This window comes from Ruegeria sp. R13_0 (genome assembly GCF_017743995.1).
In the GTDB taxonomy this organism is placed as follows: domain Bacteria; phylum Pseudomonadota; class Alphaproteobacteria; order Rhodobacterales; family Rhodobacteraceae; genus Ruegeria.
The window spans coordinates 85,065-96,921 of sequence record NZ_JAGHRB010000015.1; the positions used below are offsets into that span (position 1 = coordinate 85,065).

Annotated in this window: 9 protein-coding genes and 1 pseudogene; 8 read left to right on the forward strand and 2 right to left on the reverse strand. The window is 57.3% G+C overall.

Annotated features, from left to right (window positions below; all coding sequences use genetic code 11):
• Positions 1–284: 284 nt before the first annotated feature.
• A pseudogene (locus J7394_RS18525) lies at positions 285–1,033 on the forward strand (IS5 family transposase); the annotation flags it as partial.
• On the opposite strand, the gene J7394_RS18530 reads toward J7394_RS18525, so the two are convergent.
• On the reverse strand, positions 1,021–3,066 hold the full coding sequence (locus J7394_RS18530) for an FAD-dependent oxidoreductase (protein ID WP_050759205.1): 2,046 nt from the start codon (positions 3,064–3,066) through the stop codon (positions 1,021–1,023). The pseudogene J7394_RS18525 and the gene J7394_RS18530 sit on opposite strands and share 13 nt — an antisense overlap.
• Before the next feature lie 2 nt (positions 3,067–3,068).
• A complete protein-coding gene (locus J7394_RS18535; RefSeq protein ID WP_084658595.1) occupies positions 3,069–4,514 on the reverse strand; it encodes an NAD-dependent succinate-semialdehyde dehydrogenase in 1,446 nt (481 codons plus the stop codon).
• Positions 4,515–4,694: 180 nt separating this feature from the next.
• On the opposite strand from J7394_RS18535, the gene J7394_RS18540 reads away from it, so the two are divergent.
• The 7 genes from J7394_RS18540 to J7394_RS18570 all read left to right on the forward strand — a co-directional run.
• Positions 4,695–5,489, forward strand: a complete 795-nt coding sequence (locus J7394_RS18540) for an IclR family transcriptional regulator (RefSeq protein WP_007120594.1) — start codon at positions 4,695–4,697, stop codon at positions 5,487–5,489.
• Between the two features lie 15 nt (positions 5,490–5,504).
• A complete protein-coding gene (locus J7394_RS18545) occupies positions 5,505–6,665 on the forward strand; it encodes an acyl-CoA dehydrogenase family protein (RefSeq protein ID WP_007120593.1) in 1,161 nt (386 codons plus the stop codon).
• Positions 6,666–6,683: 18 nt separating this feature from the next.
• A complete protein-coding gene (locus tag J7394_RS18550) occupies positions 6,684–7,838 on the forward strand; it encodes an iron-containing alcohol dehydrogenase (protein ID WP_007120592.1) in 1,155 nt (384 codons plus the stop codon).
• Positions 7,838–9,040, forward strand: coding sequence for a CaiB/BaiF CoA-transferase family protein (locus tag J7394_RS18555; RefSeq protein ID WP_007120591.1), 1,203 nt, complete (start codon positions 7,838–7,840; stop codon positions 9,038–9,040). The genes J7394_RS18550 and J7394_RS18555 overlap by 1 nt, the downstream gene beginning before the upstream one ends.
• Before the next feature lie 52 nt (positions 9,041–9,092).
• Entirely contained in the window at positions 9,093–9,974 is an 882-nt protein-coding gene (locus J7394_RS18560) for an AraC family transcriptional regulator (RefSeq protein WP_232272173.1), read from the forward strand.
• 73 nt (positions 9,975–10,047) lie between these two features.
• Positions 10,048–10,506, forward strand: a complete 459-nt coding sequence (locus J7394_RS18565) for a thioesterase family protein (protein WP_007120589.1) — start codon at positions 10,048–10,050, stop codon at positions 10,504–10,506.
• Between the two features lie 149 nt (positions 10,507–10,655).
• On the forward strand, positions 10,656–11,857 hold a 1,202-nt coding region (locus tag J7394_RS18570), incomplete at its 3' end, for a ParB/RepB/Spo0J family partition protein (RefSeq protein WP_209255205.1).

An 11,857-nucleotide genomic window follows, 5' to 3' on the forward strand; every position in this document is an offset into this window, starting at 1 on the left:
TGAGGAGGTCACTGAAAAGTAAGGGCAAAGGATCGATCAGATCCGGGTCAGAGAAAGCAGCATTTGTGCAGGAGCCACCGAGCTCGGTTTGTTGATATGCCTCTGGTCCGCGCATCGCCATACCGGCCCGCGGTTACATCAGCGCCGCACACAGAGGCCTGATACATGACCGCACCCGATCACACGCTCGCGCCGTTCAAAAAATCACTTGCACCAATGGGGGCATGCATGCACAAATCCCGTGTCGGACTCATCTTATGAATCCAGCGTGGTAGCTGAGGTGCATGAGCAGACCGACAACCCCGACATACAAGACCATGAACTGGCCCGCTTATAACGAAGCGCTCAAGCGCCGTGGCTCGCTGACGATCTGGTTTGACCCCGAGATGAGCTGGGAGGCCGTGCCGACAGGCAGAAGAGTTACAGCGACGCCGCGACCCAGACCTGTCTTTCGATGAAGGTCCTGTTCGGCATGGCCTTGCGACAGGCGACCGGGTTCGTCGAGAGCCTGTTGCGGCTGATCGGTCTCGACTGGACGGTGCTCGACTTCAGCACCCTGTCCCGGCGCCAGAAGACCCTGGCCGTGAACATCCCGTATCGCGGCTCCAAAGGGCCGTTGCACTTGTTGGTGGACAGCACGGGGATCAAGCTTGAAGGTGAGTGGCATGCCCGCAAGCATGGCGGCCCCAAGCGACGGGTCTGGCGCAAGATCCACCTCGGGATCGACGAGCAAACGTTGGAAGTGCGCGCTGTTCAGATCACCGGGAGCCACATCGGTGACGCTCCAGTGTTACCCAACCTTCTTGAACAGATCCCGGCAGACCAGCAGTGTCACGGCTGACGGTGCGTATGACACACGAAAATGCCAGGACGCGATTGCGGACCGTGGCGTCCACGCCGTTATCCCACCAGGTAAGAACGCAAAGTCTTGGAAGACCATCACCGCCTAAGCCGCGTCGAGACGAAGATGCACTGTGTTAAGTTGCTGGGGCAGCGCCTTATGGCGCGGGACTTTGACCGTCAGGTCGCGAAAACCCTTTCTAAATAACGAGGCACCCTCCAGTCGCAAGGGTCCTCTTTGACAAGCGCGCTAAACAGCGCGGTCAACCGATCCTTGCCGATATTTTTGGCGTGGTGCATCAGGCCTCCCCGCCAGCGGGGAAATCCGTAGCCGTGAATCATTACTAGGTCGATGTCTTGCGGTTTTTCTGCTACGCCTTCGTCAAGGATATCGCAGGCTTCCGCCACCATTGTGAGCAAGAGCCTTTCTACGATTTCGTCAGCTGAGAACTCGCGGCGAGTGAAGTTCATTTCTTCTGAGACACGGAGTATTTCGCTAGCGACCAGCTCCGAATGTGAGGGTTTGCCGTCTGGCCCATAGTCGTACCATCCGGCGCCCGATTTGCGTCCTAGGCGTTTGTGCTTTTCGACCAGCCGCTCGACCAAGGGCACGTGACCACAGCAGTTCCCTTCGGCAACTGCCTTGCGACGGATATTCGCGTAGGCGATGTCCAGCCCCGACATGTCCTGTGCAGCATATGGACCCATCGCCATACCGAATCCGCGCATAGCCGCGTCGATCTCGTCGACATTAGCCCCCTCCACCAGAAGGCGATTAGCGGCGCGACGGTAGCTCGACAAAATTCGGTTTCCGATGAAGCCATCGCAAACACCAGACAGTACCGGGATTTTACCAAGCCTGTGCGCCAGCACAAGTGCTGCACCTAATGTTCCGTCTGACGTTCGGTCGCTCCTGACGACTTCCAGAAGTTTCATAATATGCGCAGGACTGAAGAAATGCATCCCTACAAAGCGTGCCGGGTGTTTCAACCCATCAGAGAGCCGATTTACATCGAGATAGGATGTGTTTGTGGCAATGATGGTCTCGGGTGGCAGTGCGCCTTCGAGTTCGGTCAGGATCGCGGTCTTAACCGCAAAATCCTCGAAGGCCGCCTCGATTGCTAGATCGGTTGGTGGCAGAGCGTCATAGCCTGAGACCGTAACCAGCCGGTCTTCAACCGTCTTTGCCGCATCGACGGACAGAATACCGCGACTGATACCCTGATCAATCAGCTTTTGCAGGTTTTTACTGGCCCACTCGGCGGACGAGGCACTACGTTCGACGACAGTCACCGAGATCCCTGCGGTCGCCAGCGTGTACGCAATAGCTGCGCCCATATTGCCACCACCGACCACGATGGCGGTTTCAGCATCTCGGGAAGGTCGGGGGTAGGCGCGCCCCTTGTTGGTTGCGGTACGCTCGGTGAAGAAAACGTGCCTAAGGGCCCGCGCCTGATCCGAGGTACGAAGGTCCAAAAACGCAGAGCGCTCGCTGGCTAGTGCGTCGTGCAGCGGCGTCGTCGCACTGGTCGCGACTAGGTTCACCGCAACCTGCGGGGCATTCTGGCCAGGCATACGCCGCGCTACATGCGCTCGGGCGACTTCCGCTGCGACGTGGTTTGGCTTTGGTGAAGGAAGATTGTCGGGTGCCTGTGCCGCCTCAAGTACATCGTCATCGAGAGCTATGGCCGCGCCAAGCGGGTCATCGGCTAGCAGCTGGATCAGTCCCATTTTCAGTGCCTGCTCGGCGGAAACAGCCTTCCCGGTGACAATCATGTCAAGCGCAGCTTCAATACCGATAAGTCGCGGCAGTCTTTGGGTTCCCCCTGCGCCAGGCACGATCCCCAAGTTTACCTCTGGCAAGCCCAGTTTGGCAGAAGTTGAGGCGATGCGATAGCAGCAAGCCAGAGCAATCTCTAGTCCCCCACCAAGCGCAGCCCCGTTGATTGCTGCGATAGTAGGAATCGGGAGGTGTGCAAGTTGCATCAGCACATCATTTAGTTGTGGATCAACAGGCAACTTACCGAATTCCTTCGCATCCGCGCCCGCGACGAAGGTCGTTCCTGTGCCGGTGATAATCAGCCTGGTAGCCCCAGTTTCGAGGACTTTGAAGATACAGTGTTGTATTCCAGCCCGAACCTCCGCGTTGATTAGGTTAAGCGGCGAATTGTCTATGGTCAGAATTGCTGCGTCATTTGAGAAGCTTAATTCAACAGGCATGGGCATCCTCACAGCACTGGCGCGCGATTGCGCGAGATAAATTTGGTAATGAGATAGCCTTCGAAGGTTTCCGTCCCGCCTTCAGTCCCATAGCCGCTGTCTCTCACGCCTCCAAACGGAGTCTCGGGCAGAGCGAGGCCGAACTGGTTGATGCTTACCATACCTGCCTGCAAACCCGCAGCTGCTTTATCTGCACGCTCTAACGAATTGGTAAAGACATAGGACGCCAGCCCGAAGGGTAGCCCGTTGGCCCGCGACAGTCCGTCCTCTATGTCACGAAAAGACGAGACGACAGCAATCGGGCCGAAGGGTTCTTCGCGCATCAAGTCAATGTCGTCGTTGGGCGTATCGACGATTGTCGGGGCATAGAAGTTACCATGATTTCCAAGCCTTTTGCCTCCCGTCAACACCCGTGCGCCGTTTTCGCGGGCATCCTCGACGAGCTTTTCCATCGCATTCACGCGTCCGCGATGACACAATGGCCCCATCTGTGTGCCCTCGGTTAAACCATCGCCCACCTTTACGCTCTCAAATGCTGAAACTAGCTCGGACAGAAATCGGTCGTAGATGCCTTGTTGTACGTAAAACCGGGTTGGGGCGATGCACACCTGGCCTGCATTGCGCAGCTTGTTGCCCGCCAAGGCGCGCGCCGCGGCCGTGGCATCGGCGTCGTCGAACACCAATACGGGCGCGTGACCGCCGAGTTCCATCGTCGCCCGCTTCATGTGGCGGCCAGCCAATTCTGCCAGATGCTTGCCCACCTCGACCGAACCGGTGAAGGTGATCTTGCGCACCTCGGGGCGCGCAATAAGAGTTTCCGAAATGAAGGCCGCATTACCCCAGACAAGGTTCAGACAGCCTTCGGGCAAGCCTGCATCCAGCAGATAGCGCGCAATTGCCATGCAGCCCGCCGGAGCCTCTGCCGGGGCTTTCAAGATCATCGTGCAACCTGACGCAAGCGCCGCCGCGACCTTGCGTACCGCTTGGCTCAGCGGAAAATTCCAAGGCGTGATGGCAAGGCAGACGCCTATCGGTTCGCGCACGACAAGCTGCTGTACCCCCGGGCTGCGCGATGGAATGATGCGCCCATAAATGCGCCGACATTCCTCGGCGTGCCAGTCGACGTGGTCAGCTGAGGCGCGGACCTCAGCCAAGGCCTCAGCCAGCGGCTTGCCTTCATCGAGAGTGATCCAGCCAGCGATCAGTCTGTCATTTTGGCGCAGCAGGTCGGCAAACCGCCGCAAAATCGCACTTCGTTCCATGGGAGAGCTGTTTTTCCATCGGCGAAAAGCTGATTCGGCCGAGTGAACCGCATGGTCTAGATCTGCGGCGCTAGCCTGCGGAATCTGTCCGATAGTTTGCCCGTTTGCAGGGTTTATGACTGCACGATCCTCTGGCGTGGGAGAAGCGATCCAGTCTCGTCCGATGAGGTGCTGGATGGTCGGATAATTCATTTCTTTCATGGCATTATGCCCTCGCTTAGTTGTGTCATCCGCAGGATCCGGCACGAATGGGACTAGGTGGACGACCTTAATTTTCCGCATAGCGGGAAAGTTTACCGCAGTATTGACTCGGACGTTATCGATCGTTTAGGTGTGTTTCAAGACGCATAATTCTTTCCGAGGAGGGATATCGTGAGACCAAGGAAAGACCGCACCAAGGATGCCGAGAAACAGGATCGCGATTTTGTCACGGCGTTGGCGCGCGGCTTGGAGCTGTTGCGGGCCTTTCGGCGGGAAGGGGAGGCTCTGGGGAACGGTGAGTTGGCCGAGCGCACTGGCCTGAGCAGATCGACGGTCTCCCGGCTGGCCTATACACTGAACAAGCTGGAATACCTCAGCTACGACCCGGATACAGCACGTTATCGACTGGCCCCTCCAGTGCTTTCGTTGGGTTTCTCCTGCCTTGCAGGGATTCCGCTGCGGCAACTGGCGAAGCCCTTTATGCAGGAGCTGGCTGATTACACAGGCATGCCGGTGGCCATGGCCAGTCGTGACCGGCTATCGATGGTCTATCTGGAGCGGTGCAAGGGCACTAATGCCGTCACGCTGGCGATCGAGGTTGGTGCCCATATTAAACTGGCCACGACCGCGGTTGGTCGCGCCTGCATAGCGGCGCACGACCCGGATGAGCGGGCCAGAATTCTGGCCCTTGTGGAGGAACATGAAGGCGACAACTGGCCGAATGTGCAGCCCGGAATCGAAGCAGCTATCGCAGACTACCAACAGCACGGTTACTGCACGTCCTTCACGGAGTGGAAACGTGATGTGAACGCTGTAGCGGTGCCCTTCGTGCCGAAGGACGGCTCACCCATTATTGCCTTCAACTGCGGTGGCCCTTCGCAAACCCTTACGCGCGACTGGATCGAAAGCGACGTCGCGCACCGCCTTGTCGATCTTGTCCGCCGCGTTGCGGCGGTCGCACCCTGAACAATAGAGAGCATCATGGCCCTTGATAAAGATACCCTTTCCCAGTTTCTCGACGCGCTCGACCGCTTCGTGAAAGAGCGACTAATCCCTTACGAGGATCGCGTCGCCGACGAGGATGTGATTCCGCCGATGCTGGTCGATGAAATCCGCATGATGGGCCTTTTCGGCATGTCGATCCCGGAAGATTTCGGCGGGCTCGGCTTGTCGATGATAGAGGAAGTGCAAGCCGCTTTCGTTCTTGGCCAGGCTTCGCCTGCGTTCCGGTCGCTAGTTGGCACCAACAACGGGATCGGCTCTCAGGGAATCATCATCGATGGAACCGACGAGCAGAAGGCGCAGTATCTACCAGCTCTCGCGTCCGGAGATATGATCGCATCCTTCGCCCTAACCGAGCCAGATGCTGGGTCGGATGCTGGCAGTCTGCGCACTACGGCGCGGCGTGACGGTAACGATTTCCTTCTGAACGGCACGAAACGCTACATTACCAATGCACCGCGTGCCGATCTATTCACGGTTTTTGCCCGGACCAATCCAGAGGCGGAAGGTTCTGCCGGCGTAAGCGCCTTTCTCGTCGAGGCAGGGACGCCAGGCATAACGCTTGGCCAGCCTGACAGGAAGATGGGGCAGAAGGGCTCGCACACATGCGACGTCATCCTTGACAATGTCCGCGTGCCTGCCGCGAACATTATCGGCGGGCCGGACCGTCTGAACAAGGGCTTTAAGACAGCAATGAAAGTCCTTGACCGGGGCCGACTGCATATTTCTGCCGTCTGTGTGGGCGCCGCCGAACGGCTGATCCGTGACAGCCTATCCTATGCGATGGAACGCAAACAATTCGGTGAACCCATCGCTGAAAAGCAACTGATCCAAGCCATGCTGGCTGACAGTCGCGCCGAGGCCTTCGCAGCGCGTTGCATGATCGAAGAAACAGCACGCCGCAAGGACGCTGGTCAGAACGTGTCGACTGATGCTGCCTGCTGCAAGATGTTTGCCAGTGAGATGGTAGGTCGAGTGGCCGATCGCGCAGTGCAAATCCACGGCGGTGCAGGATACATGGCCGAATATGCGGTCGAGCGCTTCTATCGCGATGTGCGTCTCTTCCGCATCTACGAGGGGACAACCCAGATTCAGCAAATACTGATCGCGCGGAATATGATCCGCACTGCAGCAGCTTAACAGGAGCGAAGACAAACTATGGACTTCAATTTCCTTTCCACCCCGAGGATCGTCTGCGAGAGCGGTGGGCTTGGCCGGATCGGCAGCCTGATGCAAGATTTGTCTTGCACCCGTGCGCTGGTCGTGACGGACCCGGGCATATTGGCCTGTGGTTTTGCGGACGAGGCAGCCGCCTCACTTAGGGCTGCTGGCATCGAGGTTGAGATTTTTCATAAAGTCGAAGCGGACCCCCCGATCGCTGTCGTCGAGGCCGCGGTAGAGGTCGCGCGGGCCTTTGGTGCTGACGGAATCATCGGACTTGGCGGCGGCAGTTCACTGGACACTGCCAAGGTCATCGCAGCGGCGGTAGCCAACGATCAACCGATTACGGACATGATCGGGATTAATCAGGTCACCGATAAACGCTTGCCACTGATCCAGGTGCCAACCACGGCAGGGACCGGATCAGAGGTAACATGGGTGTCCGTGCTGACTTCGGAAAGCCACGAAAAAAAAGCGGTATATGCACCGCAGCTTCTGCCTGACGTTGCCTTGCTAGATGCAAAGCTAACATTGGGAATGCCTCGTCACATCACAGCGGCCACGGCGTTAGACGCAATGGTTCACGCCATTGAGGCAGTAACCAGTCGCACCAGAAAGAATCCCATTTCCGATGGAATGGCGGACAAAGCGCTGGTGCTTCTCGGTCAGAACTTACCAATCGTCATGGAAACGCCTTCGGACCTGTCAGCGCGAGAGGCCATGCTGTTGGGGGCGACACTGGCTGGGATGGCCTTCATTAATGCCAGCGTGGGGGCGATTCATGCCTTGTCATACCCACTTGGAACAGGTTTCAAGGTTCCTCACGGGCACGCAAACGCTCTGGTCGCAGGACCAGTGATGAGGTTCAACATGCCCGTTGCAGAAGCTGAATATGCTCGTCTATCGCGGTTACTACTGCCCTCGCGGCCTTTCAACTCTGATGCGGCTGCGGCCCATGGCCTGATCGACGAGATGGAACGGATGCTAGTCGAAAGCGGACTTGAGTCTCGACTTTCTGGTGTCGGAGTGACCGAGGCAGCCATTCCCGGAATGGCTAATGAGGTCGTGACCGGTATCACGCGATTGCTGGAGACCAACCCGCGCGACATGACAGCCGAAGATGTGTCGCGCCTCTATCAGGAGGCGCTTTGATGGCTGGCTCATTGGACGGGATCAAGGTGGTCGACCTCAGCCGCGTGCTGGGCGGGCCTTACTGCACCCAAATGCTTGCGGATCATGGCGCTGAGGTCATCAAGGTGGAGCCGCCTCTGGGCGACGAGACCCGCAGTTGGGGCCCGCCTTTCAATGATGAACTCAGCGCTTATTTCTCTGGCGCCAACCGCAACAAGCGGTCCATCGCTATCGATCTGCAGCAACCGGAAGGGCGCGACCTGATTTTGCGGTTTCTTCAGGATGCGGATGTTTTAGTTCACAATTTTAAGTCTGGTACTCTTGAAAAATGGGGGCTTGGTTATGCTGATGTTCTCAGGGCACGTTTTCCTAGACTGGTACTCTGCCATGTGACTGGATTTGGTTCCGATGGCCCACTTGGCGGTTTTCCCGGCTATGACGCCGTGGTACAAGCTATGACGGGCCTCATGAGCATCAACGGCAATCCCTCCGAAGGCCCGACACGCATGGGTACGCCCATCGTGGACATCGGCACCGGTCTGATCGCCTGTAACGCTATTCTCGCCGCACTTTTGGAACGGGGCCGGTCCGGATTGGGCCAAGCCATCGAAGTGCCGCTATATGATTGCGCGATCAGCATGATGCATCCCCAAGCGGCTAATTCCCTCATGTCCGGACAGATACCAATGGCGACCGGCAATGGGCATCCAAATATCGTACCATACGACATGTTCGAAACAAGTAATGGCAAACTCTATCTGGCTATCGGTAACAATGGTCAGTTCGCAAAACTCTGTGACGTGCTTGGCCTACCTGAGGTGCCCTGCGATCCACGATTTGCCGACAATGCCGCGCGTCTTGCGCATCGGTCAGAGATGACAGAGGTCTTGTCAGAGTGCCTGGTGCAACATGACGCCTTCAAACTTGAGCCGGTGCTTTTGAAAGCTGGGATTCCCGCCGGAGTCGTTCGGAATGTGAATGAAGCGTTGGAGCATCCACACACCCGACATCGCGGCATGGTGGTATCAGTTGGCACCTACCGCGGCACCGGCGTGCCAGCACGCTTGTCGCGTACCCCCGGAGCGGTTCGCGCGGCACCGCCTCGCTTCGGGCAGCATAGTAGGGAGTTGCTTAGCGAGGCTGGACTGACAGAAGCTGAAATCGATAGATTGACTCAAGCGAATATCGTTCGAGAAGAACCGCGGATGCGCGAGACGACCTAAGCCGAAATTTCAGCTCAAGCGGACGATCGTGAAAAAGTTCAGGGAGGCCAAGATGGAAAGACTGCTCATATCACCGGACCGGATACCCGAATGGATTCCCGGCACGACTACGTTGGACAGTTCCGGGTGCAACTGGAACGGCATTACCCTGAAGGGCTATCGTTATGAGCGACAAGACGCGGCAATTCCCCCCATGCGCGACTATATGATTGTTGCATATGATGGCGCGCCAACCACTATGCGCCGCACGAGTGGCGGCCCATGGCAAAGCGCGCGCGTAGAGAAAGGTAGGATTTCCTTGCTCACGCGTGCAGAGGAATCCACTTGGAGTTGGTCCGAGCCTATCACGGTTAGACACGTCTATCTCAGTCACAGTGAACTCGAAAACACGGCCCTTTCGGTCTTTGATCGTGACCCGAAGTCCATTGAGATCAATGATTGTCTGTCTGCGAAGGACCCCTGTATCCTGAACTGCATCCAATTGCTAGAGAATGAGCTAAAGAACGGTGGAATCGGCCAGAGATTGATCATCGACGCCCTGCGCATCCAGATCGCCGTTCACCTTCTGCGTCAGTACGCCAAGGTCTCTTTGACCAGCGACGCAAACTCGAACTTCAGCCCTGCTCAAAGGCAGAGAATCATCGATCTCGTTGAAAGCTGCTTAGGTGAAAACCTCAGTCTGGAAGACATGGCCGCATCTATCGGTTTCAGCCAGTTTCACTTTTCGCGTCAGTTCAAGGCGGAGTTTGGGTTGGCACCGTATGCATATGTTTTGCGCAAGCGAATATCGAAGGCCCAGGAGATGCTGAGAAAGGGTAATGCCCCCCTGAAAGTGGTCGCGCTTGACTGCGGTTTTGCAGATCAGAGTCATTTTAGTCGAACTTTTCGAAAAATGACAGGCGCGACCCCCGCCGAATTCCGGCGCATGGCATAATGACCGGAAAACTATTCCTTCCTATCGCTGTCACGCACCAGAGACAAAGAAATGTTGAGCCCGTAACGCTGCAATGAATGTACCAGAAACAGAATTTAAACCACGATTTGCCTTCGAACGCAGGATTTTCTTTGGCGACTGTGACCAGCTGGGAATCGCCTTTACTGGCCGGATTACGAATTTCGCGCTGGAAGCGATCGAGACTTTCTGGGACGATTTGCTTTCAGGCCGGGGCTGGCTTTTTCTACTCACGGAAAGAAACACGGCCATGCCTTTTGTCTCTATGGACCTACAATTCCATGCGCCGGTGAAAGCAGGCGCGAACCTAGCATGCGAGGTCTATGTGGTCCATGTCGGGGAAAGTTCAGTTGGTCTAAAAGTTGTCGGCCGTCAGCATGACTTGATTTGCTTCGAATGCGAAACGAAGTCAGTTTTCCGAGATGCTTCAACATTTGGTAAAGTCAAAATTGAAAGCTCAATTCGGCAGATTTTGCTCGCGGAAGTGGGTTCGGAAAATCAAACAGTGAGCTAGGCCTGTAGGCTTTGGAGACAGCAAAGCCTGTGCAAAACGATCTCATGTAAGGGAACACAAGAAAAAGCCAGAGAAAGGGAAGCCCGGGTGCCGGGCTTGAAAGGATAGAGAGAGGCTCTTCCGGGTCCGGCGTGACAAGGACCCTGACCATGGCCAAGACCACAACCCGCCCGAAACCCGCCACTGCGAAGAAAACCGAAGCCACTGAGTTGTCCGTGCCTGGCGGCGGGACCGACATCCGGATGATCCCGCTCGACCAGTTGGAGCCGAGCCCGCTCAACGTTCGAAAAGTTGCGGCCAGCGCCAGCGACGATGCTGAGCTCCTCGTCAGTATCCGCGAGACCGGAATTAAACAGAATCTGGTGGTTCATGCGCTGTCAGAGACACGTTTTGCAGTCGATGCCGGCGGTCGTCGCCTCAAGGCGCTGAAGCAGCTCGCTGAGGACAGCGTCATCCCCGCCGATCACCCCGTGCCCTGCCTCGTCGATGATAAGCGCAACGCCATCCTTACTTCTGCAACTGAAAACCTCCAGCGCGCGGCGATGCACCCCGCCGACCAGTTCGAGGCTTTTGAGGCGATGATCGCCGAGGGCCGCAGCGAAGACGAGATCGCGCTCAAATTCGGCGTCTCCGTCGACCTGGTGCGCCGCCGCCTCAAACTCGCCCGTGTCGCGCCCGAGATCATCGAGCAGTTCCGCGCGGGTGATCTGACCCTTGAATGCGTGATGGCTTTCACACTGACCGACGACCATGATCGCCAGCTGGCGGTCTGGAACGCAGTGAAGGGCGGCTATCACATCCATCCGCAAAGCATCAAACGCCATCTTACCGAGACCGCCCATTCGGCGAACTCGGCCATCGGGCGCTTTGTCGGCATTGAGGCCTATGAGGCGGCGGGTGGTGTTCTGCTGCGCGATCTCTTCGACGACCGCGCCAGCGCCCATATGGAGAACCCCGAACTCCTAGAGCGTCTCGCCATCGAAAAGCTGCAGGCTGCGGCGAAAACCTTCGAGGGAACGTGGAAATGGGTCGAGGTGCATCTCTCGGTGGATTACGGCGCGTTTCGCAGCTTCGGGCGGGTCTATCCGCAGGACATCGACCCCGATCCGGACCTGCTCACCGAAGAAGAACGTCTCATTGCGCGCGAGGAAGAACTGGCGGCGAAGAATGACGGCGAGGACTGGACGGACGCGGAGACGGAAGAATATTATGCCATCGAGCCGCGCCTGCGCGAGATCGAGGCCCTGCAACGCGAACGGCAGCCTTACGCGGACGAAGATCGTGCCATCGCGGGCGTGGTTCTGACCATCGGTCATGACGGCGCGCTGCGTGTCGAGAAAGGCCTCGTGCG